20 protein-coding genes and 3 pseudogenes are annotated in these 21,633 nt (G+C 61.8%); 12 read left to right on the forward strand and 11 right to left on the reverse strand.

The window, feature by feature from the left end:
• The first annotated feature begins 3 nt into the window (after positions 1-3).
• Positions 4-363: a response regulator gene (locus GKC70_RS09890; RefSeq protein ID WP_342651197.1), complete on the forward strand. Its 360-nt coding sequence runs from the start codon at positions 4-6 to the stop codon at positions 361-363.
• Positions 364-440: 77 nt separating this feature from the next.
• On the opposite strand, the gene csrA is transcribed toward GKC70_RS09890, so the two are convergent.
• The 8 genes from csrA to GKC70_RS09930 all read right to left on the reverse strand — a co-directional run bounded on the left by csrA (position 441) and on the right by GKC70_RS09930 (position 6,208).
• The gene (csrA, locus tag GKC70_RS09895; protein ID WP_029612328.1) at positions 441-638 is read right to left on the reverse strand and encodes a carbon storage regulator CsrA; all 198 of its coding nucleotides are present in this window, start codon (positions 636-638) and stop codon (positions 441-443) included.
• Positions 639-900: 262 nt separating this feature from the next.
• A complete protein-coding gene (locus tag GKC70_RS09900; protein WP_342651198.1) occupies positions 901-1,914 on the reverse strand; it encodes a DNA topoisomerase IB in 1,014 nt (337 codons plus the stop codon).
• Between the two features lie 56 nt (positions 1,915-1,970).
• Entirely contained in the window at positions 1,971-3,062 is a 1,092-nt protein-coding gene (modC, locus tag GKC70_RS09905; RefSeq protein ID WP_342651199.1) for a molybdenum ABC transporter ATP-binding protein, read from the reverse strand.
• 1 nt (position 3,063) lies between these two features.
• Positions 3,064-3,744: a molybdate ABC transporter permease subunit gene (gene modB / locus GKC70_RS09910; RefSeq protein ID WP_039578497.1), complete on the reverse strand. Its 681-nt coding sequence runs from the start codon at positions 3,742-3,744 to the stop codon at positions 3,064-3,066.
• On the reverse strand, positions 3,744-4,502 hold the full coding sequence (gene modA, locus GKC70_RS09915; RefSeq protein WP_342651200.1) for a molybdate ABC transporter substrate-binding protein: 759 nt from the start codon (positions 4,500-4,502) through the stop codon (positions 3,744-3,746). Before modA ends, modB begins: the two co-directional genes overlap by 1 nt.
• 131 nt (positions 4,503-4,633) lie before the next feature.
• Complete coding sequence (locus GKC70_RS09920; protein WP_295482735.1) at positions 4,634-5,704, reverse strand: nitronate monooxygenase; 1,071 nt, start codon at positions 5,702-5,704, stop codon at positions 4,634-4,636.
• A gap of 24 nt (positions 5,705-5,728) precedes the next feature.
• Positions 5,729-5,899, reverse strand: coding sequence for a hypothetical protein (locus GKC70_RS09925; protein WP_162889541.1), 171 nt, complete (start codon positions 5,897-5,899; stop codon positions 5,729-5,731).
• A 6-nt stretch (positions 5,900-5,905) separates the two neighbouring features.
• A complete protein-coding gene (locus GKC70_RS09930) occupies positions 5,906-6,208 on the reverse strand; it encodes a DUF1883 domain-containing protein (protein WP_029612324.1) in 303 nt (100 codons plus the stop codon).
• A 162-nt stretch (positions 6,209-6,370) separates the two neighbouring features.
• On the opposite strand from GKC70_RS09930, the gene GKC70_RS09935 reads away from it, so the two are divergent.
• The 11 genes and pseudogenes from GKC70_RS09935 (at position 6,371) to ahpF (ending at position 18,601) form a co-directional block, all read left to right on the forward strand.
• A complete protein-coding gene (locus tag GKC70_RS09935; RefSeq protein WP_029612323.1) occupies positions 6,371-6,730 on the forward strand; it encodes a hypothetical protein in 360 nt (119 codons plus the stop codon).
• A 145-nt stretch (positions 6,731-6,875) separates the two neighbouring features.
• A pseudogene (locus GKC70_RS09940) lies at positions 6,876-7,525 on the forward strand (c-type cytochrome).
• The gene (locus GKC70_RS09945) at positions 7,522-8,433 is read left to right on the forward strand and encodes a c-type cytochrome (protein ID WP_342651201.1); all 912 of its coding nucleotides are present in this window, start codon (positions 7,522-7,524) and stop codon (positions 8,431-8,433) included. The pseudogene GKC70_RS09940 and the gene GKC70_RS09945 overlap by 4 nt, the downstream one beginning before the upstream one ends.
• A 103-nt stretch (positions 8,434-8,536) precedes the next feature.
• A complete protein-coding gene (locus GKC70_RS09950; RefSeq protein ID WP_342651202.1) occupies positions 8,537-9,898 on the forward strand; it encodes a UDP-glucose/GDP-mannose dehydrogenase family protein in 1,362 nt (453 codons plus the stop codon).
• Between the two features lie 48 nt (positions 9,899-9,946).
• Entirely contained in the window at positions 9,947-10,786 is an 840-nt protein-coding gene (gene galU / locus GKC70_RS09955) for a UTP--glucose-1-phosphate uridylyltransferase GalU (RefSeq protein WP_342651203.1), read from the forward strand.
• Between the two features lie 107 nt (positions 10,787-10,893).
• The gene (gene gorA, locus GKC70_RS09960) at positions 10,894-12,249 is read left to right on the forward strand and encodes a glutathione-disulfide reductase (RefSeq protein WP_342651204.1); all 1,356 of its coding nucleotides are present in this window, start codon (positions 10,894-10,896) and stop codon (positions 12,247-12,249) included.
• A gap of 168 nt (positions 12,250-12,417) precedes the next feature.
• Positions 12,418-12,942, forward strand: coding sequence for a fimbrial protein (locus GKC70_RS09965; protein WP_342651205.1), 525 nt, complete (start codon positions 12,418-12,420; stop codon positions 12,940-12,942).
• 61 nt (positions 12,943-13,003) lie between these two features.
• Positions 13,004-13,747 (forward strand): molecular chaperone, encoded by a 744-nt coding sequence (locus tag GKC70_RS09970; RefSeq protein ID WP_342651206.1) that lies wholly within the window; start codon positions 13,004-13,006, stop codon positions 13,745-13,747.
• Between the two features lie 49 nt (positions 13,748-13,796).
• Positions 13,797-16,199, forward strand: a complete 2,403-nt coding sequence (locus tag GKC70_RS09975; protein ID WP_342651207.1) for a fimbria/pilus outer membrane usher protein — start codon at positions 13,797-13,799, stop codon at positions 16,197-16,199.
• 150 nt (positions 16,200-16,349) lie between these two features.
• Positions 16,350-16,913: an alkyl hydroperoxide reductase subunit C gene (ahpC, locus tag GKC70_RS09980; RefSeq protein WP_029612316.1), complete on the forward strand. Its 564-nt coding sequence runs from the start codon at positions 16,350-16,352 to the stop codon at positions 16,911-16,913.
• Between the two features lie 125 nt (positions 16,914-17,038).
• Positions 17,039-18,601: an alkyl hydroperoxide reductase subunit F gene (gene ahpF, locus GKC70_RS09985; RefSeq protein WP_342651208.1), complete on the forward strand. Its 1,563-nt coding sequence runs from the start codon at positions 17,039-17,041 to the stop codon at positions 18,599-18,601.
• 63 nt (positions 18,602-18,664) lie between these two features.
• Here the strand turns inward: ahpF and GKC70_RS09990 are convergent.
• The 3 genes and pseudogenes from GKC70_RS09990 to nhaR all read right to left on the reverse strand — a co-directional run bounded on the left by GKC70_RS09990 (position 18,665) and on the right by nhaR (position 21,575).
• Positions 18,665-19,311, reverse strand: a pseudogene (locus GKC70_RS09990) (DUF480 domain-containing protein).
• 72 nt (positions 19,312-19,383) lie between these two features.
• A pseudogene (sstT, locus tag GKC70_RS09995) lies at positions 19,384-20,594 on the reverse strand (serine/threonine transporter SstT).
• A gap of 87 nt (positions 20,595-20,681) precedes the next feature.
• Complete coding sequence (nhaR, locus tag GKC70_RS10000; protein ID WP_342651209.1) at positions 20,682-21,575, reverse strand: transcriptional activator NhaR; 894 nt, start codon at positions 21,573-21,575, stop codon at positions 20,682-20,684.
• Positions 21,576-21,633: the final 58 nt, after the last annotated feature.

A 21,633-nucleotide genomic window follows, 5' to 3' on the forward strand; every position in this document is an offset into this window, starting at 1 on the left:
GCGATGAAAACCATTCTGATCGTCGATGACGAATACCTGATCGCTGAAATCCTGGGCTTTGCCCTGGAGGAGGAAGGGTTCGTGGTGGAAAAGGCCAGCAACGGACGCAAGGCACTCGATGCGCTGAGAGCCTGTCCCGTGGACTTGGTGATTACCGACTACATGATGCCGGTACTCAATGGCGAGGAGTTGGCCCAAGCGATTCGCGACGAGCTGCACCTCACCGGGCTACCGGTGATTCTGATGAGTGGTGCTCAGGCCAGCCAGGGACGCGTACGGCCAGAGCTGTTCGAGGCTGTGTTCGACAAACCCTTCGACATGGACAAGATGATCGCCAAGGTTCGCGCGCTGTTGCAGGCTTGATCCCTCTGCCTGAGCCGCAGGTCGAGTCCTGCGGTCATGGGCAGCGGCAAGCGCGTCCGTGCGACTTGGGTGAGCGATCAGTGTGAGTCGTCGTTTTTTTCTGGCGCAGGGCTGCCGGCTTGAATGCGTTTGAAGATCTCTTCACGGTGCACCTGGACATCTTTCGGTGCATCGATGCCGATTCTCACTTGCATGCCCTTGACGCCCAAAATCGTGACCTTGATGTCATCGTTGATGACGATGCTCTCGCCAACCTTGCGGGTGAGTATCAGCATGTACTTCTCCTTGGTGATGTAGAAATCCGCCAGGCATTTGCCAGGGCGGTGGGAGCGAGTCCCTCTTCCTTCTCAGTAAAGACGCTTTGGTACGCTATAAATTCCTGCTCAGGCGAAATCTCCAGGCGTTCTTCGGTGCAGGTGCCGTTTTGACCTGATGGGATCAGTCCGGCGAAGGTGCTCGATGGCAAGAATAGGGTGCCAGCGCGTCTATGGGAAATTTCTCTGATTTATGTTGGATATAGTCGCAATCAATGGCACTTCATAGCGCCTCCAGTGCCCGAAGAAAACCGAGCAAGGCGACCTCCTCGCGCTCCATGTCCTTGCGTGCTCGCACGCGCGGCAGGTCGGCCAGGCGACCCAAGTGAAAATGCTCCAGCACCGCAGGATGGATATAGCAGCGGCGGCAGACCGCTGGCGTATTGCCCAATCGGCTGGCGACTTCCCGCACGATCGCCGTGACCTGGCGCTTGGCCTCGGTTTCCGGCTGCCACGCCAGGGGCTGCAACAAGTTCAGGGCCAGGGTGCTGCCGCCCCAGGTGCGATAGTCCTTGGCCGTGAAGTCGGCGCCGGTCAGTTGCTGGAGGAACAGGTTGATATCGGCTGAGCCGATGCGGTGGCGCTCGCCGCTGTCGTCCACGTACTGGAACAGCTCCTGGCCCGGCAGCTCCATGCAGCGCTTGACCAGTTGTGCCAAGCGACGGTCGCGCAACGTGATGCTGTGCTCGACCCCGCGCTTGCCGCGGAACTGGAAGCGAATGGTGCTGCCCTTGACCTCGACATGACGGTTGCGCAGGGTAGTCAATCCGTAGGACTTGTTGTCACGCAGATACTGGCGATTGCCAATACGGATCAGTGTGTTGTCGAGCAGACTGACCACCAGTGCCATGACTTTTTCCCGATCCATGCCAGGGCGTGACAGATGCACGTCCAGTTGCCTGCGCAGTTTCGGCAAGGCCTGGGCGAAAGCCAGCATGCGTGAGTACTTGTGTTCGTCGCGCAAGGTTCGCCATTGCACGTGGTAGCGGTACTGCTTGCGTCCACGGGCATCGCGGCCGGTGGCCTGTAAATGGCCCTGTGGGTCCAGACAGATCCACACATCCGTGTAAGCCGGGGGAATCACTAGGGCTGCGATGCGCGCCAGCACCTCCTTGTCGCGGACTCGGTTACCGTCCGGGTCCAGGTAGATGAAGCGATCGCGCCAACGCTTGCGGCTCAAGCCGGGCTGGGTGTCGTCGACGTAGTGCAGGGTGCGGGGCAGGGTGATCTCGGGCATGGCGTCGTCCATCGACCAATCGTCTGATCGGTGGACAACGGGCGTGACCTAGTTGCTCAGGTCAATAGCGCCACCGACTTGATCTGCGCCCACAGCCTCTGTCCGGGCTGCACGTGAAGTTGGTCGGCGGAGTACCGGGTGATGCGTGCCAGCAGCGGATTACCAGCGGCATCGAGGCTGACCAGGATATGCGCAGGGTTGTCAGCGGCACGGCACTCACCCACGGTCACCGACAAGCGGTTGAGAATGCTAGAGGTCGTGTCCTGGGCAAGGGTGAGGCTCACATCGCGCGCCTGGACTTTCAGACGCAGCGTGCTGCCGACTTGCAGGTGCTGATGGGCAATGCGCAAGGTAGGGCCCACCGCGCCGGGCAAGCGCAGGTCGAACAGGCCGTAATCCGGTTGATGACCGACCACGACCCCCTCGAGCACGACGCCGGCGTCTTCACTCTGAGCCAGCGACAGATCCAGGCGCGCCAGCGTCGGCCCAATCGGGCCGCTGGCCATGACCTTGCCCTGCTCCAGTAACACCAAGTGGTCGGCCAGGCGCGCCACTTCGTCCTGGGCATGGCTGACATACACCACAGGGATGTCCAGCTCGTCGTGCAGGCGCTCCAGATAGGGCAGAATTTCCCGCTTGCGGGGCCCGTCGAGTGCGGCCAGTGGTTCATCCATCAATAGCAGGCGTGGGCTGCTGAGCAGTGCGCGGGCGATACCGACTCGCTGCGCCTCGCCGCCTGACAGCGTGCTCGGTTTTCGCTCCAGCAGGTGACCGATACCCAGTAATTGGCAGGCCTGGTCCAACTCCACCTTGCGTTCACTCGCCGCCACTCGGCGCCAGCCGAAGGCCAGGTTGCCGCGCACCGACAGGTGCGGGAACAGGCTGGGCTCCTGGAAAACATAGCCCAGCGGGCGGCGGTGGGGTGGGACGAACAGGTTACGCTCGGTGTCGTGCCAGACCTCGCCATTGACTTGGATGAAAGCCTCATCGGCTTGCTCCAGACCAGCCAGGCAGCGAAGGCAGGACGTTTTCCCCGATCCGGAGTGGCCGAACAAGGCGCTGATGCCGCGGCTGGGCAGATCGAGGTCGACGTCCAACGTGAATGTGTCGCGCGCGAGCTTCAGGCGCGCCTGCAAGCGTGAACTCATCTCAACTCCAAGTCGCTTTGCCACGGCGGCCGGCGTAGAGCATCAGCAGCACCAGGAAGGAAAACACCAGCATGGCGCCGGCCAGCCAGTGCGCTTGCGAATAAGCCATGGCCTCGACGTGGTCGAAGATCTGCACCGAGACCACGCGGGTTTTGTCGGGAATGTTGCCGCCAATCATCAGCACCACGCCGAACTCGCCCACAGTGTGGGCAAAGCCCAGGATGCTGGCGGTCACGAACCCTGGTCTCGCCAGCGGCAGCACCACGTGCACGAAGCTGTCCCAGGGGCCAGCGCGCAGGGTTGCCGCCGCTTCCAACGGGCGCTGGCCGATGGCGCTGAACGCGTTCTGCAAGGGCTGCACGACGAAGGGCATGGAGTACACCACCGAGCCGATCACCAGCCCGGTAAAGCTGAACACCACGGTGCCCAGCCCCAGCGCTTGGGTAGCCTGGCCCAGCCAGCCATGCGGGCCGAGGGCGATCAGCAGGTAGAAGCCGATCACCGTCGGCGGTAGCACCAGTGGCAGGGCCACCACCGCGCCAATCGGCCCGCGTAGCCAGGACCGCGTCCGCGCCAACCACCAGGCGATGGGCGTACCCAGCAGCAGCAGGATCAGCGTGGTGAGGCTGGCCAGCTTGAGCGTCAACCAGATCGCGCCGAGGTCGCTGGCGTCCAGTGGCATCAGATTTCGTAACCGTAAGACTTGATCACCGCAGCGGCCTTGGGTCCTTTCAGGTACTCGACCAGCGCTTTGGCTGCCGGATTGTCTTTGCCTTTTTCCAGAATGACGGCGTCCTGGCGAATCGGGTCGTGCAGAGTGGCCGGCACGATCCAGGCCGAGCCGCTGTCGACCTTGCCATCCTTGTAGATCTGCGACAACGCGACGAAGCCCAGTTCGGCGTTGCCGGTGGAGACGAACTGGAAGGCCTGGGTGATGTTTTGCCCCTCCACCAGCTTGTCTTTGGTGGTCGCGGTGAGACCGAGCTTATCCAGCACCTGGGTCGCTGCCAGACCGTAGGGAGCGGTTTTCGGGTTGGCGATGGACAGATGCTTGAACGCATTCTGCTTCAGCACCTCGCCCTTGCCGTCCACATAGCCGGGCTTGGCAGACCACAGCGCCAGTGTGCCGATGGCATAGGTGAAGCGCGAGCCTTCGACGATCGCTTTTTCCTGCTCGAGCTTGGCTGGAGTGCTGTCATCGGCGGCCAGAAACACCTCGAACGGTGCGCCGTTCTTGATCTGCGCGTAGAACTGTCCGGTGGCGCCAAAGGCTGCAACGAGCGTGTGACCGGTATCCTTCTCGAAGTCCTTGGCGATCGCCTGGATCGGCGCGGTGAAGTTGGCGGCCACCGCAACCTGGACCTCGTCGGCCCAGGCACTGTTCAGGCACAACAGGCTGGCCAGTGCGCTGGCAGCCAAAGGGAAAAAAGGTCTACGCATGGGTGAAGCTCCTTGGGTTATCGTTATATAGCGGAATATATAGCGAATTAGCCTCGGGCGGATAGAGGGCCCCGTTGGGCCCTTTACGCAGTGTCGATGGGAAGCGGGGAAGCGGGGAAGCGGCGATGCGCTCAGCGCAAGCGAGCGAGTGCGCCTTGGGCAATCGTACGGGTGAGGTCGCCTGCATCCATGGGGTTACCCAGACGCAACGCCTGGCCAGCCCACAAGTTGCTGAAGTCGCTGCGGCCTTGGGCCTCGGTGATGGCGCGCAGCGGCATCAAGGCACCGCCGGCAAGGGGGAAGCGCGGCGCCAGATCGCTCATCGGCCCCAGTTCGCGCATCAGGCGCGTGCCGATACCACGGGCTGGGCGTCCGGTGAACAGGTTGGTCAGCGCGGTTTCACTGGCCTGGGCACTGCTCAACGCCTGGCGGTGGGCGGGCGAGACCTTGGCTTGTGGCGTGAAGAGATAGGCCGTGCCGATCTGCACAGCCGAAGCCCCCAAGGCCAGTGCGGCGACCAGACCCCGCGCATCGGCTATGCCGCCGGCTGCGATCACCGGCACCTGCACCGCGTCGGCCACCTGCGGTACCAGGGCGAGTGTGCCAATCTGACTGCTGATGTCCTCGCTCAGGAACATCGCGCGATGACCGCCGGCTTCATAGCCCATTGCAATGATCGCATCGCAGCCGCGCTGCTCTAGCCAGATCGCTTCCTCGACCGTGGTCGCGCTGGACAGCACGCGCGCGCCGCTGGCCTTTATCCGCTGCAGCAAGGCAGGCTCAGGCAGACCGAAATGAAAGCTCACCACCTGCGGACGCAATTGCTCGATGAGTTGGCATCCCTGCTCGTCGAAGGGCGCGCGGCTGGACACCGGCGTGGGTGCCTCGAAGTCGGCGCCGACTTCATCGTAGTAGGGCCTGAGGGCTTGCTTCCAGCGCGCTTGGCGAGCGGCATCTGGCTCAGGCGGCCGATGGCAGAAGAAGTTGAGGTTCAGCGGTCCATGGCAGGACGCTCGAAAAGCCGCCACCTCGTCACGGATCTGTTCGACGCCGAGCATGGCGCAGGGCAGGGCGCCCAGGCCGCCGGCATTCCCCACTGCAATGGCCAGCGCCGATCCGCCTGCCCCCGCCATGGGCGCCTGAAGGATGGGCTGCTCGATGTTCAGCAGGTCGAGGATGCGGCGGTCTGACCAAGTGCTCATGCGGCGGCGCTCCTTGCGAGGGTTCTACAGGGCTTTGCTGACCTGGATATCGCTGATTTTCTGCGTATCGTCGCCGTGAATCTTGCGCAGCGCTTGCAACGCCTGTTCTTCGGAGGCATCGGGCATCACCGCGAAGTCCCAGCGCCGCTCACCGTCGAGCTTGTATTTGATGACGTACTTGATGTTCTGGGTCATGGGGGCTTATCCAAGTTTCGACGAGGAACGACGGATGATCTTGATCTTGTGGGTAAAGGCCGGCTTGCGCGTCACCGAGATCGGCCGGGTAGTCACCGCATCGAGCGTGATGTTCCAGAATCCGGTGCTGGGCACCGAGATCTTCGCCGGGAAACGATCGAACAGCCCGCCATGATAGGTGTGACGACCGCCGTTCTTGAAGCTGCGGAAGTTGGCGTCGTTCATCAGGCGAATGTTGCAACGCTGGGAGCATTCGATGACGACGATATCGTCTTCATTCAGGTGCTCGCGCTGGTGTATGAATTTCATGAAGGGCCCCGCAAGGTCGTTTCTGCAAAACCGCCAAGATACCACGATGTCCTACCCGGCTGCCGGGCTCGACATGCGCCTGCAGGATAAAAGTGACAGGTCGGGGAGCAAAACCGCCGCAATACGGTCGAAGCTGTTCTTTGAATGGCACAGAGGTGGTCGATGAAGTGGACGATGCTGGCTGCGGCACTGGTGCTGGGCGGTTGCGTGAGCGTGTCGGAACTGGAGGAGTCGCGCGAGACGATGGACGTGATCTCTGGGAAGACACCGCGCGAGTACGCTGACTGCATCAAGGACAAGTTGAGCGAGACACGTGATCCACTGGTTGAGGAAGTGCGCGGCGATGGCTTGCGTCTGATCGTGCCGCAGAAACTCACGGCCGGTGTCGGTCCGGCGGCACTGTTCGATATCGACAAACGAGGCAGTGGCAGCTCGATCAAGGTGCATGAACGGTTGAACAATTTCCCGCTGCGCCTGGGCGATGTGCGCACTGCAGCGACGGCTTGCATCTCGGGTTCTTGATCCAGCTCAACAATTTCGCGCATAACCTGCAGCAAAAAGCCGCAGGTTGAGTAAGGACATTGTTCGGTTTGGCGGGAGCTGACTACTATTCATTTCCTTATGTCTTTTAAGACTAAGCTTATAACAAGGAAATGGAGTGTCCCTGATGAACCCGATGAGTCGTCTCATGATCGGCAGTGTGCTGGTCTTGACCTGGCCCGCGGCGTACGCCGCCGATGGCCAGAAAATCTTCTCCCAAGGCGGGCAGAACCCCGCCGCCATGGCCTGTCTCGGTTGCCATGGTGCCGATGCCAAGGGCATCGCTGCCGCCGGTTTTCCGCGCCTCGCAGGATTGCCAGCCGCCTATCTGCGCAAGCAGCTTGACGACTTCGCAAGCGGCAGCCGCCAACAGCCTGTGATGACGCCGCTGGCCAGCGCATTGAGCGCTGAAGAGCGCACGGCAGTCAGCACGTGGTTGGCCGCACAGCCCGATGACGTCGCGCCTGGCAAACGCCGTCAGCAGATCGCGGCCGATGCCACCGAACGTCTGGCGCTGTACGGCGACTGGAGTCGCCAGATCCTGGCTGCGTGCAATGCCACGGCCCCGGTGGTGTGGGGGTGGGCGAGCATTTTCCGCCGCTGGCAGGTCAGCCGGCGACTTACTTGATTGCCCAGCTCAACGCTTGGCGTGACGGCGCGCGCCGCAATGATCCCAATGAGTTGATGGTCGGTGTCGCGAAGGCTATGACCGACGCCGAGGTCACGGCAGTGGCCGATTACTTCGCCCAGGCGCCACGCCAGGAGGTCACGCCATGAGAACGCTGATGACCGCCTTGCTGCTCAGTGCTGGCAGCCTTCAGGCCGCGCCCATTGCCATGGAAGATCAAAGCCAGCTCACGGTGCCCGACGGCCAGGCTGCTGCGCACTTTGCGCCACCTGCAGAAAGCGACCTCCCGGATAACGCTTTCGGGGAAACGGTTCGGCAGGGTCATGCCTTGTTCGTCGATACCCGCCGGCTGATGCCCGAGGCGGTCGGCAATGGCATGAACTGCAGTAGCTGTCACCTCGATCAGGGGCGCATGGCTCACTCTGCGCCGCTGTGGGGGGCGTACCCGATGTATCCGGCCTATCGCAAGAAAAATGACAAGGTCAATACTTATGCCGAGCGCATCCAGGGGTGCTTCCAGTTCAGCATGAATGGTCGCCCGCCGGCGGCGGACAGCCCGCAGATGACCGCCCTCAGCGTGTACTCCTATTGGTTGGCGACCGGCACCCGCACCGCCATCGAAACCCCAGGGCGCGGCTACCCCGAGGTGCCGCAACCGGCCGGCGGCTATGACTTCGCTCGTGGCCAGCAGGTTTACCGCGAGCAATGTGCGATCTGCCACGGCGACCGAGGCGAAGGGCAGAAGGTGGCCGACGACTATGTGATGCCGCCGCTGTGGGGAGCCGATTCATACAATTGGGGCGCGGGCATGCACCGGATCAACACCGCCGCTTCGTTCATCAAGTACAACATGCCGCTGGGCAAGCCCGGTAGCCTCAGCGATCAACAGGCCTGGGATGTGGCTGCGTGGATCAACCGTCATGAGCGTCCGCAGGATCCGCGTCTGGTGGAAGGCTCCATTGAAAAGACGCGTCTGAAGTTTCACGCCAACGACGGCGTCAACCTCTATGGCCAAAAGGTGGAGGGTGTCGTGCTCGGGCAGGGAACCGGGCGCTGAGCGTTGTCGTTTGAGCGCTTTCACTGGCCTGTCGCGCTGGTGTCACCGCCTTGCAACGGTTCACAGGTTGCAATGACCGCCTCTGCTATGAAGGGGCGCGGCCATGGAACTGTGTGTGATCGGGGCGGGATATGTCGGATTGGTCACCGCTGCGTGCTTTGCCCAGATGGGCAATCGCGTGGTTTGCCTGGAGCGCGACCATGCACGCCTGGCGCGGCTGCGCCAGGGTCAGTCCCCGATCTACGAGCCAGGCTTGGCCGCGCTGCTGCAGGAGGGCCGACGCAGTGGGCTGCTGAGTTTCACTGAAGATTGGGAGCAGGCGCTGGCGCGCGCCGAGGTGGTGTTCATCGCCGTCGGTACGCCGAGTCAGGAGGACGGCTCGGCCGATCTGCAGCATGTGCTGGCCGTGGCTGAAAGCCTGGGTCGGCAATTGCCGCGCCCGTGTCTGGTGGTGAACAAATCGACATCGCCAGTGGGTACGGTAGAGCGCATCGCCGCGCAGATCGACAGCGGTTTGCGCGAGCGCGCAGTGGCGTTTGCAGTGGAGGTGGCCAGCAATCCTGAATTTCTCAAGGAGGGCAGCGCCGTCGAGGACTTCATGCGCCCTGATCGGATCATCCTGGGCAGCGACAGCCCGGTGGCCCGCGAACGGCTGCAACGTCTCTACGCGCCTTTTGTGCGTAACCGCGAGCGCGTGCTGTGCATGAGCCCGCGTGCGGCAGAGTTCAGCAAATACGCGGCTAATGCCTTTCTCGCCAGCAAGATTTCCTTCATCAACGAATTGGCTGGGTTGTGCGCGCAGTTGGAGGTGGATATCGAGCAGGTGCGTCGCGGTATAGGCAGTGATCCGCGCATCGGCAGCGATTTCATTTATGCCGGCTGCGGTTATGGCGGCTCGTGCTTTCCCAAGGATGTGCGCGCGCTGATTCACACAGCCGAGCAGCATGGTTATCAGCCGACCATCCTGCGTGCCGTGCAGGCGCGCAACGCCCAGCAGAAGACCTTGTTGTTCAAGGCGCTGGAACAGCACTTCGGCGGCTTCTTGCGCGGGCGCCGTGTCGCTGTCTGGGGATTGGCCTTCAAGCCGGGAACAGATGATGTGCGCGAGGCACCGAGTCTTGTGCTGCTGGAGGCTTTGCTGGACGCCGGTGTGCGGGTCCAGGCATGCGATCCTGCGGCGTTGGCCAGTGTGGCAGCGCTCTACGCGCAGGCTGTTTCCAGCGGACAACTAACGCTGGTCGAAGACCCTTATATGTGCGCCGAGGGGGCCGACGCTTTGGTCTTGGTCACCGAGTGGAAGCAGTTCCGCCAGCCGGACTTTCGCCGTATCCGTGGTCTGATGCGCATGCCGGTGCTGTTCGATGGGCGCAATATTTATGATCCATCGGAACTATCCTCCCTGGGTTATCTCTATCATGGCATCGGTCGGCCAGTGGGCGGGCATTGTAAGGTGACTGCCGCCTGATTAGACTGCGCCGAATACCACAGGCCCAGCCTTCATCTAAGGATGTTTATGATCAAAAAATGCTTGTTCCCGGCAGCCGGTTACGGCACTCGCTTCCTGCCTGCTACCAAAGCCATGCCCAAGGAAATGCTGCCGGTGGTCAACAAGCCACTGATCCAGTACGGCGTGGAAGAGGCGCTGGACGCCGGCCTGAACGAGATTTCGATCGTCACCGGCCGCGGCAAGCGTGCCTTGGAAGACCACTTCGACATCAGCTATGAGCTAGAAAACCAGATCAAGGGTACCGACAAGGAGAAGTACCTGGTCGGCATCCGTCGTCTGCTGGACGAGTGCTCGTTCTCCTACACCCGCCAGACTGAAATGAAAGGCCTGGGCCATGCCATTCTCACCGGTCGCCCGCTGATCGGCGACGAAGCCTTCGCCGTTGTGCTGGCCGATGACCTGTGCGTCAACCCCACGGGTGATGGTGTTCTGACCCAGATGGTCGAGCTGTACAACAAGCACCGCTGCTCGATCGTTGCAATTCAGGAAGTCGATCCGCAGGAAACCAACAAATATGGCGTCATCGCGGGTGACAAGATCGACGAAGACCTGTTCCAGGTGACCAACATGGTCGAGAAACCTAAGCCTGAGGACGCGCCGTCCAACCTAGCCATCATCGGTCGCTACATTTTGACACCGGACATCTTCGACATCATCGCTAAAACCAAACCAGGCAAAGGCGGTGAGATCCAGATCACCGATGCACTGCTGGAACAAGCCCGCAAGGGGCGTGTTTTGGCCTACAAGTTTAAGGGTGAGCGCTTCGACTGCGGCGGCGCCGAAGGCTACATCGACGCCACCAACTACTGCTTCGAGCACTACTACAAGACCGGCAAGGCTTACTGAGCTATAAGCTATAAGCTGTAAGTCACAAGCTGCAAGTTGCAAGCCGAGCTGCCTTTTCTTGCAGCTTGCCGCTTGAAACTTGCAGCTTTTTTCATGGAGTACGGAAAGTGGCCTACGATTTTGATCTGTTCGTGATTGGTGCCGGTTCCGGTGGCGTGCGCGCTGCGCGTTTCGCTGCAGGTTTTGGCGCCAAGGTGGCGGTGGCCGAGAGCCGGTACCTGGGTGGCACCTGCGTCAACGTTGGTTGTGTGCCGAAGAAATTGCTGGTGTACGGCGCCCATGTCGCCGATGAAGTGGAGCAGGCGTCCGGCTATGGCTGGACCCTCGAAGAAGGGCATTTCGACTGGGGCACGTTGATCGCCAACAAGAACCGTGAAATCGAGCGGCTCAACGGCATCTACCGCAATCTGCTGGTCAATAGCGGCGTCACGTTGCTGCAGGGGCATGCGCGCATTACCGGTGCCCATGAGGTGGAGGTCGATGGCCGACGCTACAGTGCCGCGAACATCCTCATCGCTACTGGTGGTTGGCCGCACGTGCCGGATATTCCTGGCAAGGAACTGGCGATTACCTCCAACGAGGCGTTTTACCTCAAGGAACTGCCGCGTCGGGTGCTGGTGGTCGGTGGGGGCTACATCGCGGTGGAGTTCGCCGGCATCTTCCAGGGTCTGGGCGCCGACACTTCCTTGTTGTATCGGGGCGACCTGTTCCTGCGCGGTTTCGATGGGTCGGTTCGCACCCATCTGAAGGAGGAACTGGAGAAGCGCGGCATGGACCTGCAATTCAATACGGACATCCAACGCATCGACCAGCAGGCCGACGGCAGCCTCAAGGCGACGCTCAAAGATGGCAGTGAACGGGTCGCCGACTGCATATTCTACGCCACCGGGAGGCGTCCGATGCTCGATGACCTCGGACTGGAAACGACCGGCGTGGAGCTGGACGAGCGCGGTTATATCCGCGTCGACGATCACTACCGTACCACCGAGGCTTCGATTTTCGCGCTGGGCGATGTGATCGGTCGCGTGCAGCTCACGCCGGTCGCCCTGGCAGAAGGCATGGCCGTGGCGCGTCATCTGTTCAAGCCTGAGCAATACCGTGCGGTGGATTACCAGAACATTCCAACGGCCGTGTTCAGCCAACCACCGATCGGTACCGTGGGGCTGACCGAAGAACAAGCGCTGCAAGCGGGGCACAAGGTGCAGATTTTCGAAAGCCGCTTCCGCGCCATGAAGCTGACGCTCACCGATGTGCAAGAAAAGACCCTGATGAAGTTGGTGGTGGATGCCGATACCGACAAGGTCCTGGGTTGCCACATGGTCGGTCCTGATGCGGGCGAGATCATCCAGGGGCTGGGTGTCGCGCTCAAGGCAGGGGCCACCAAGCAGCAGTTCGACGAAACGATTGGTGTGCACCCCACGGCCGCCGAAGAGTTCGTGACCATGCGCACTGCAATACGGTAAGCACATCTGTCAGCCTCAGGCATTGAATCCTACGGCTGGCATGGTGGTCTCCAGAGGATTTCCTTCCTAGCACTGACAGAGCCTCTACCTGTTCTTGCCGATACTGTGGCGGCGTCGCTTCAGGCGCCGGCTCGGCATAAGCCTCGCTGTTCTTTTCAGGAAGAACTCATGAATAGGTTGACTCAAAGTGTGATGGGGCTCTGCGGTTCGCTGCTGGTAATGGGGAGCGCCCACGCCGACCATGGTGAAATCAGCTTCCAGGGACGGGTGTTGGCGCCAACCTGCACCGTCAACGGCGGAAATGGCAACCTGCCGGTAACCCTGCCAGACGTCAATGCTGCCAAGCTGGTCCGCCCAGGGGATGTCGAGGGGCAGACGGCATTCTCACTGCAACTGAGCGGCTGCAGCCATCTGGGCAGGGTCTCGACCTATTTCGAGCCGGGTCCGGGCATCAGTGATCAGGGGCGGTTGATCGTCGATGCTGGCGGTAGCAGCAACGTCGAACTGCAGTTGCTCAACAGCAGCAAGGGTGTGATGGACCTGGCGGCGGTCAAGGGCAATCAGAACTCCCAGGTCGTCGACATCGTGGACGGGAACGCGACCTTGAGCTACTTCGTCCAGTATTACTCGACTGGCAATACGACGCCGGGGGCTGTCAGCTCCCGCGTTCGCTACTCGCTGGACTACCTCTAAGACCCTCCTGCGGGACCGTCCACTTGTGGGGCGTCCCGTTTCCGACATCGAGTTTTAAGTCATGACGTTTTCACGCAGCGTTCTCGTGCGGGGGGCGCTTCTGGTTGTGTGTCTCGCCAGTGTGCAGGCTAGCGCCAGCGTAGTGATCGCTAGCACCCGCGTCATCTTTTCGGCCGGGGCGCCTGAGGTTACCGTCAGGGTGAGTAACGAAGGGCGCCAGCCGTCACTGGTACAAGCGTGGGTCGACGAAGGTGGGTCGGAGGACGCGCAGGGTGAGTTGCAGGGCCCGTTCAGCCTGGCGCCGGCGCTGTTTCGTCTGGATCCGGCCAAGCAGCAGAGTCTCAGGATTTTCCACGATGGCCGTGAGATGCCGCACGACCGCGAGAGCCTGTACTGGCTCAATGTGCTCGACGTCCCGCCAAAAGGCGGCGGCGCCAATAGCCTGCAGATCTCCCTGCGCAGCCGTATCAAGTTGCTCTATCGGCCGCAGGGCTTGTCTGGCAAGCCTGCAGAGGCCCATGAACAGGTGACCTGGAACGTGGTCCGCAGCACAGAGGGTTGGGCGCTGCAGGCGAACAATCCTACGCCTTACCATGTCAATCTGGGCAAACTGGAAGCTGCCGACGCGAATGCTGTTCAGGCGGCTCTGGCAGGGCACATCCCGCCCTATGGCAACGCGCGCTTCGTTCTGCCTCAACAAACGCAGCGTCCGGCCTCGGTCACTGAGGTCCGCTACGAATACTTGGACGACTTCGGTGCTGCGCGACCTGCCTCTGCAGCGCTGCAGCGCGGCCATGAAGGTTAGACGCGCCTGGACAGCGGGCAGATGGCGCTGGCTTCTGAGTGTCACAGGCATGGTGGCCGAACTCGGTGCTGCGGTGGAATTCGACGCGGGGCTTCTGCGCGGCGGCAGCACCCTGGATGTGAGCCGCTATCAGATCAGCGCTGGGGTGCCCGAAGGCGACTACACCCTGGACGTCTTGCTCAATCAACAATGGATCGGGCGTCGCGCGATTTCCCTGAGGGTCTTCGATCCGTCAGGCCAGGCCGTGCCGTGTTACGACCAGGCGCTACTCGACAGCCTGGGGCTGGACATGACCCAGCTGGCGCCTCGTCCGCTCAAGGCGTTGGCGCAGACGGGCAGTTGCGTGGCGCTGTCATCGCTCATGCTGCTGGCCAGTGAAGACCTGGATTTTGCCGCCCTGCGGTTGAGCCTGGATATCGCTCAGTCGGCTTTGCGACGCCAGCCCCAGGATCACCTGCCGGTGGAAACCTGGGACCCGGGTGTGACCGCGGGCTTTGTCGACTATCGATTCAATATCCACGAACAGCACGACCTTCGCCATGGCCAGCGCAGCCGACAAGGCTACCTTGGCCTGCACCTCGGTTTGAATACGGGATCCTGGTACTGGCGTCACGAGGGCAGTGCCCGTGCGAGCGCGGGTGGCGCGGCGCACTACCGCGCGGGGGCGACGTCGGTGCGGCACGACATACCGACGTGGCGGGCTCAGGTTACGCTGGGCGACAGTTATGCGGCAGGGGAGGTCTTCGACAGCAGCCCCCTGCGTGGCGTGAGTCTTTCCAGCGATGAGCGTATGCTGCCCAGGTCGCAGCGCGGCTTCGCTCCGGTGGTGCGAGGAGCGGCCAACAGTACGGCGCTGCTGAGCATCCGTCAGCGGGGCGCACTGCTGCACGAAACGACGGTCCCCCCAGGGCCGTTCGAGGTGGACGACCTACCTGCCAGTGGCCTCAACGACGACCTCGAGGTAGCCCTGCGCGAATCTGACGGCAGCGTGCGACGATTCACCGTGCCCTATCAAGCCGCGCCACTGGCGTTGCGTGAAGGCGCCAGCCGTCTGGATTTCAGTGCAGGTGTATGGCGCGACGATGTGGGGCGTACTGGCCCGGGTCATGTTCAAGGCAGTTGGCAGCAGGGCCTGAACAACGTTTTCAGCGTGCATGGCGGTGCCTGGATAGCTGAAGGCTATCAGGCCGGCGCGTTGGGCGCCGCGATCAACAGCCCTGTCGGTGCCTTTGGTTTGACCGGCTATCATGCGCGCAGTGCTGCAGCGCGTCGCCGCCCAGTCCAGGGGCAAGCGCTACGCCTGAACTGGCGCCAGCGCATCGCGCCGATTGCCACGGAACTGAGTGCCAGCCTTACCCAGCGCCATAACGCGCATTACTCCACTTTCAACGAATTCGCGCGGGCTGCTGGCTCCGGCCGTCCAGGCATGAGCCAGCGATGGCGTGCAGCGCTGGGCATTCATCAGCGCCTGCCCGGTGGGGGGCGCCTGAGCCTGAGCGCCAGCGGCGGTGAGCGCTGGGCGGATACTGCGAGCAACAGCGAGTACAGCGTGGGTTATCACCATCATCTGGGATCGCTCTCCTACGGTCTGACGCTCGCGCGCGAGTACCGGGGTATCGGCGGCCAATCGAATGCGCTGAGGCTGACGATGAGCCTGCCGCTTGGCGAGCAGCGGCGAGGCTCGCTGAGCAGCAGCTTGAATCGGGACTCCGAGGGTCGAGGGTCCACCAACCTGCGCTGGAGTGCCACTGCCGGGGAGGCGGGGCAGTGGGGCTATGGACTGTCCGCCACGCAACAGGCAGGCGGTGGAGCTGGGGCGGGCCTGGATGCCAACCTGCTGCACCGCAGTTCGGCTGGAGAGTGGACCGCGGCATTGGCCCAACACCCGGGGTCGCGGCAGCTAGCGCTGGGTGCGCGTGGCGCCGTGGTGGGCCATGCGGGTGGTGTGATGCTGTCGCAGTCGTTGGGTGAAAGCTTCGCGATCGTTCATGCCCCCCATGCCCATGCTGCGGCTATTCAGCAGCATCCCAGTGTACGGCTCGACGCCCGAGGCTTTGCGGTGGTGCCGTCATTGAGTCCCTATAGCGTCAACACCGTCGAGCTCGACCCCCAAGGCATGTCTCGGGACGTCGAGTTGCAGGTCAGCGGCCAGTCGGTCATTCCCCGCTCGGGCGCCGCGACCTTGCTGAGCTACCCGACGCGCAGTGGCCGTTTGCGTGTGCTGGAGGCTCGCGACGGGCATGGCAACGTGTTGCCATTCGGGGCTCAGGTATTCGATGCAGAGGGTGTGGAAGTGGGCCTGGTTGGGCAGGGCAGCCGACTGCATATTCGCTTGCCGGACGAGCAGGGGCGGGTCCGGGTTTCTTGGGGGACTGGCGCCGAAGCCTCTTGCTGGCTGGAAGTGAGCGATGGAAGTGATGCCCGCTGTGTCGCCGCTCAGGCCGATTCATAGTCAGGATCACGCTATCGAATCGACAGCTTATAGCCAAAACCAATCATCAATATGAGCTTTGCCAATGAGCGATCGCTCAGACCATTGGATAGGATTAACCCCATCGAACGTTACACACCCCAGTTAATCAACCCTCGAAGGAGCGTTTCCATGCCAATCATCAACAGCCAGGTCAAGCCGTTCAACGCCACTGCCTACCACAAGGGCGAGTTCGTGCAGGTCAGCGAAGCCGACCTCAAGGGCAAATGGTCCGTCGTATTCTTCTACCCAGCCGACTTCACCTTTGTCTGCCCAACCGAACTGGGCGATCTTGCCGACAACTACGCCGAGTTCCAGAAGCTGGGCGTGGAAATCTACGGCGTATCCACCGACACCCACTTCACCCACAAGGCCTGGCACGACACTTCGGACACCATCGGCAAGATCCAGTACCCGCTGATCGGTGACCCGACCCACCTCATCTCGCGCAACTTCGATGTGCTGATCGAAGAGGCCGGTCTGGCCGATCGCGGTACTTTCGTCATCAACCCGGAAGGCCAGATCAAAATCGTCGAGCTGAACGATGGCGGTGTTGGCCGCGATGCGACCGAGCTGCTGCGCAAGGTCAAGGCTGCCCAGTACGTAGCCGCTCACCCAGGCGAAGTCTGCCCGGCCAAGTGGAAAGAAGGCGAGGCCACCCTGGCACCTTCGCTGGACCTGGTCGGCAAGATCTAAGGTCATGCGCCGACTGCGGGCGGTGAGCAGCCGCCAACGCTGAACGCTTCACTGCCCCGTCAAACGCCCGGGCGAGTTCGCCTGGGCGTTTTTGTATCCGAGTTTTGAAAAAAGGAATCGCCCGTATGTTGGACGCCACGCTTAAATCGCAACTGAAAACCTACCTGGAGCGGGTCACCCAGCCGATCGAGATCGTTGCCTCCCTCGACGACGGGGCGAAATCCCGAGAAATGCACGACCTGCTGGTTGAAATCGCCAGCCTGTCGAACCTCATCACTCTGCGCGAGGACGGCAGCGATGCTCGTCGCCCTTCGTTCTCGCTCAACCGCCCAGGGGGCGATATCAGCCTGCGCTTCGCCGGCATCCCGATGGGTCACGAATTCACCTCCCTGGTGCTGGCGCTGCTGCAAGTTGGCGGCCACCCCTCCAAGGCCAGTGCCGAAGTCATCGAACAGATCAAGGCGCTGGAGGGCGATTTCACCTTTGAAACCTACTTCTCGTTGTCGTGCCAGAACTGCCCGGATGTGGTCCAGGCGCTGAACTTGATGGCGGTGCTCAATCCCAACATCCGCCACGTTGCCATCGACGGTGCGCTGTTCCAGGGCGAAGTCGAGTCGCGCAAGATCATGGCAGTGCCCAGCGTCTACCTCAACGGTGAGGTGTTCGGCCAGGGTCGTATGGGCCTGGAGGAAATCCTTGGCAAGATCGACACCAATGCCGGGAGTCGTCAGGCCGAGAAAATCAACGCCAAAGATGCTTTCGATGTATTGGTGGTCGGTGGTGGACCTGCCGGCGCGAGCGCAGCCATCTACGCCGCGCGTAAAGGTATTCGCACCGGCGTGGCTGCAGAGCGCTTCGGCGGTCAGGTCCTCGACACCTTGGCGATCGAGAACTTCATTTCCGTTCAGGAAACCGAAGGGCCAAAACTGGCCACTGCACTGGAAGAACACGTCAAGCAATACGACGTCGACATCATGAACCTGCAGCGTGGCGACGCGCTGATTCCTGCCAGTGAGGGTGGGCTGCACGAGGTGCGTCTGGCCAGCGGTGCCTCGCTCAAGGCCAAGACGGTGATTCTGGCCACTGGCGCGCGCTGGCGTGAGATGAATGTGCCCGGCGAGCAGGAGTACCGAGCCCGTGGTGTGGCTTACTGCCCGCACTGCGACGGCCCTTTGTTCAAGGGCAAGCGTGTGGCGGTCATTGGTGGTGGCAACTCGGGTGTGGAGGCGGCCATCGACCTGGCCGGTATCGTCGCCCAGGTGACGCTGATCGAATTCGACAGCCAACTGCGCGCCGACGCCGTGTTGCAGCGCAAGTTGCATAGTCTGCCAAACGTCAAGGTCATCACCAGCGCGCTGACCACCGAGGTGCTGGGCAATGGTGAGAAAGTCACGGGGTTGCGCTACAAGGACCGCACCACCGAGCTGGTCCACGAGCTGGCGCTGGAAGGCATCTTTGTACAGATCGGTCTGCTGCCGAACACCGATTGGCTCAGAGGGACCGTCGAGCTGTCGCCGCGTGGCGAGATCATTGTCGATGCGAAAGGTCAGACCAGCATCCCTGGCGTATTTGCAGCCGGTGATGTGACCACCGTGCCGTACAAGCAGATCGTCATTGCCGTGGGCGAGGGCGCCAAGGCCTCGCTGGCCGCTTTCGATCACCTGATTCGCACGTCCGCACCGGCGTAAGGCCGCCGCCTCCTCCTGTCGGACTGACCCGCCCTCGCAACCGCTAAGGGCGGGTCAGTCGTTTCAGCCTTCGAGCAGCGCCAGGCGCGCTTCCAGTTCGGCGATTCGCGCTTCCAGTGCGTCTATACGTTCTTCGGTGGCGGCCGCAGGAGTGCCGCGCATTCCACTGTCCTGCTGGCGTGCTGCGAGAATCGCGTCCACCTCCGCAGGATCGCCCAAGGCATGGGTGTAACGGTCCTCGCGTTGTCCTGCCTGGCGTGGTAGATGCAATGCCAGACCGCGTGACACCAAGCGCTCCAGTTGATGCTGAACCTGCTCAAGCTCTTCGAAGTCATGAAGCCGACTGCTGCGGGTCAGCAGCTCGTTGACGGTTTGCGGTCCGCGCAGAAACATCAGCCCATCAGCACCTGCTGGGCCGGAACCAGTTCCAGCGCCTTGTCCACCCGGTGCTCCCAGCGGTCTGCCCGGCTGCCCATCTGCAGGCGAGTCATGCCTTGCCCTTCGAGTGCTCGCAGGGCCTGGCCCACTTGGCCAGAAGACAGATTCATCACCGGCTCGCGACTGGTCTTCTGGTTGCAGGCCAGGACCAACGCGTTGAGCGTCAGCGGGTAGCTCTCAGGGCTGGTGGCCTGCTTCTCGATCAACGAGCCGAGGATACGGATCTCGATGCCGTTGAAGCGGCCTTCGCCTGTGCTTTCATGTTCTGACATGGCCCTGCCTCGTCGCTAGGAAAGGCCACTAGCCTAGGGCCTGTCCCTCACGCAGGCAATTGCTGGATACGCTCAGGCTGCCCGTCGCTCCATGGCTTCGCAGGCGGCGGCGGTGAAGAGTACGTCAGTGGACGAGTTGAGCGCGGTCTCGGCCGAGTCCTGCAGGACGCCAATGATGAAACCGACGGCTACAACCTGCATGGCAATTTCGCTGGGGATGCCGAACAAGCTGCAGGCCAGCGGAATCAATAGCAGCGAACCGCCAGCCACGCCCGATGCCCCACAAGCGCAGATGGCGGCCACTACGCTGAGTAGTACAGCGGTAGGCAGATCCACGCCAATACCAAGCGTATGGACTGCCGCGAGCGTCAATACGGTGATAGTGATGGCTGCGCCCGCCATGTTGATGGTTGCGCCCAGGGGAATCGACACGGAGTAGGTGTCTTCATGCAGGCCCAGGCGCTGCGACAATGCCAGGTTGACCGGAATGTTCGCCGCCGAACTGCGGGTGAAGAACGCCGTGATACCGCTTTCGCGCAGGCACAGCAGGGTCAGTGGGTAAGGGTTGCGGCGGATCTGCCACCAGACGATCAACGGGTTCATCACCAGCGCCACGAACAGCATGCAACCGATGAGCACGCCCAGCAGGTGCAGGTAACCGAGCAGCGCACCCAGCCCAGCCTCGGCCAAGGTCGCGGTGACCAAACCGAAAATACCCAGCGGCGCGAAGCGGATCACCAGACGCACCAACTCGGTAACGCCGTTGGACACATCGTCGATCACGCCCCGTGTGGCCTTGCCCGCTTTGCGCAACACCACGCCCAAGCCGATGGCCCAGGTCAGGATGCCGATGAAGTTGGCATTCACCAAGGCGCTCACCGGATTGTCGACAGCGCTCAACAGCAGTCCTTGCAGCACTTCCGTTATGCCCCGGGCGCCGCCAGTGTGGCCTCGTGGGTGCTCAGCAGTAACGACGAGGGAAACGCCATGCTCGCCACCACGGCAACGACTGCAGCCCCGAAAGTGCTTAGCAGGTACAGCCAGAGGATGGGTCGGATATGGGTCTGTTGTCCTTGCTGATGATTGGCGATGGAGGCAATGACCAGGACAAACACGAGAATCGGCGCAACCGCCTTGAGCGCCGTCACGAATACCTTGCCCAGGAACGCCAGTTCGCGAGCCAGACTGGGCGTTATCAAGGCCAGGGCGATACCGGCTACCAAGCCGACAAGGATCTGCATCACCAGGCTGGTGCGGTTCAGGAGACGAAAAATGGGGATCATGTGCCGCGCGGTTCCAGATTCGGACAAACCGTGGACTGTAGCACAGCCGCAGTAGGGCGAGACTGACGGAACGCGTTGCTCATCCGCTCAGCCGTTGAACAGGTCTCGCCGCGCGCCCTCGGTAATGGCGACGATGCCTGGATGCTTGACCTTGCGCTCTACCGAGATCGCATAGAACGATTCCTGCACAGCGTCAGTCTGGCCGATCAGTTGCACGGCGTACTGACGACAGACCTCGTCAGCAATCACGCTGGGCGCCACGAAGATGCCGCTGCCAGACTGACCAAAGGCTTGCATCAAGGCGCTGTCGTCGAACTCTCCGACGATACGCGGTTGCACCTGCTGTTCGGCGAGCCAGCGCAACAAGCGGCTGCGTACGACCGTCTCCTGACCCGGAATGAGCAACGGCGAATCGTGAAGGCAGTCTGGAAACGATTGTGTCAGGCGTGCGGCGAGCGCGTGCGTGGCAAAGAAGCTCAGGCCGCATTCTCCGAGTTTCTGGCTGTAGCCCTTGATATCCAGGTGACCCGGCATGGGGCTGTCGGAGATCACCAGGTCCAGGCGCTGGATGGCAAGGTCGGCCAGCAGCCGCTCGAGTTTGTCTTCGCGGCAATTGATGCGCAGTGTTTCATCTGCCGCCATGGTCGGTGCCAAGAGCCGATAGACGATCGACTTGGGTACCACGTCCGCCACGCCGACACGAAACAGGATCTGCTCCTCGGGGCCGGCGCGCAGTAAGGTTTCCAGTTCGCTGCCAATCTGGAACATTTGCTCGGCGTAGGCCAGCGTCTGGCGGCCGGTTTCAGTCAGTTCCAATTGACGACCGACACGCTGGAACAACTGCAGATCATAGGTTTGCTCAAACAGACTGATCTGACCGCTGATGGTTTGCGGGGTCAGATTCAATTGCTCGCTGGCACGGGTAATGCTGCCAGTCCTGGCCACGACCCAGAAGTAGTGGAGCTGTCGATAATTAAGCATGGGATGTCTGAGTCTTTCGTAAAAACCGAAGTATACCCGGTAAAAATACGAATTTTCC

The organism is Pseudomonas sp. REB1044 (assembly GCF_038813925.1).
GTDB classification, from domain to species: domain Bacteria; phylum Pseudomonadota; class Gammaproteobacteria; order Pseudomonadales; family Pseudomonadaceae; genus Aquipseudomonas; species Aquipseudomonas boreofloridensis.

Bases quoted from the DNA above. Each gene is read 5' to 3' on its own strand.
- galU (WP_342651203.1), top strand. From the start codon at position 9,947: ATGATCAAAAAATGCTTGTTCCCGGCAGCCGGTTACGGCACTCGCTTC.
- nhaR (WP_342651209.1), bottom strand. From the start codon at position 21,575: ATGCTTAATTATCGACAGCTCCACTACTTCTGGGTCGTGGCCAGGACT.
- GKC70_RS09920 (WP_295482735.1), bottom strand. From the start codon at position 5,704: ATGAGCACTTGGTCAGACCGCCGCATCCTCGACCTGCTGAACATCGAG.
- GKC70_RS09925 (WP_162889541.1), bottom strand. From the start codon at position 5,899: ATGACCCAGAACATCAAGTACGTCATCAAATACAAGCTCGACGGTGAG.
- GKC70_RS09970 (WP_342651206.1), top strand. From the start codon at position 13,004: ATGACGTTTTCACGCAGCGTTCTCGTGCGGGGGGCGCTTCTGGTTGTG.
- GKC70_RS09975 (WP_342651207.1), top strand. From the start codon at position 13,797: ATGGTGGCCGAACTCGGTGCTGCGGTGGAATTCGACGCGGGGCTTCTG.
- GKC70_RS09945 (WP_342651201.1), top strand. From the start codon at position 7,522: ATGAGAACGCTGATGACCGCCTTGCTGCTCAGTGCTGGCAGCCTTCAG.
- GKC70_RS09900 (WP_342651198.1), bottom strand. From the start codon at position 1,914: ATGCCCGAGATCACCCTGCCCCGCACCCTGCACTACGTCGACGACACC.
- modB (WP_039578497.1), bottom strand. From the start codon at position 3,744: ATGCCACTGGACGCCAGCGACCTCGGCGCGATCTGGTTGACGCTCAAG.
- ahpC (WP_029612316.1), top strand. From the start codon at position 16,350: ATGCCAATCATCAACAGCCAGGTCAAGCCGTTCAACGCCACTGCCTAC.
- GKC70_RS09890 (WP_342651197.1), top strand. From the start codon at position 4: ATGAAAACCATTCTGATCGTCGATGACGAATACCTGATCGCTGAAATC.
- modC (WP_342651199.1), bottom strand. From the start codon at position 3,062: ATGAGTTCACGCTTGCAGGCGCGCCTGAAGCTCGCGCGCGACACATTC.
- csrA (WP_029612328.1), bottom strand. From the start codon at position 638: ATGCTGATACTCACCCGCAAGGTTGGCGAGAGCATCGTCATCAACGAT.
- GKC70_RS09930 (WP_029612324.1), bottom strand. From the start codon at position 6,208: ATGAAATTCATACACCAGCGCGAGCACCTGAATGAAGACGATATCGTC.
- ahpF (WP_342651208.1), top strand. From the start codon at position 17,039: ATGTTGGACGCCACGCTTAAATCGCAACTGAAAACCTACCTGGAGCGG.
- GKC70_RS09950 (WP_342651202.1), top strand. From the start codon at position 8,537: ATGGAACTGTGTGTGATCGGGGCGGGATATGTCGGATTGGTCACCGCT.
- GKC70_RS09965 (WP_342651205.1), top strand. From the start codon at position 12,418: ATGAATAGGTTGACTCAAAGTGTGATGGGGCTCTGCGGTTCGCTGCTG.
- GKC70_RS09935 (WP_029612323.1), top strand. From the start codon at position 6,371: ATGAAGTGGACGATGCTGGCTGCGGCACTGGTGCTGGGCGGTTGCGTG.
- modA (WP_342651200.1), bottom strand. From the start codon at position 4,502: ATGCGTAGACCTTTTTTCCCTTTGGCTGCCAGCGCACTGGCCAGCCTG.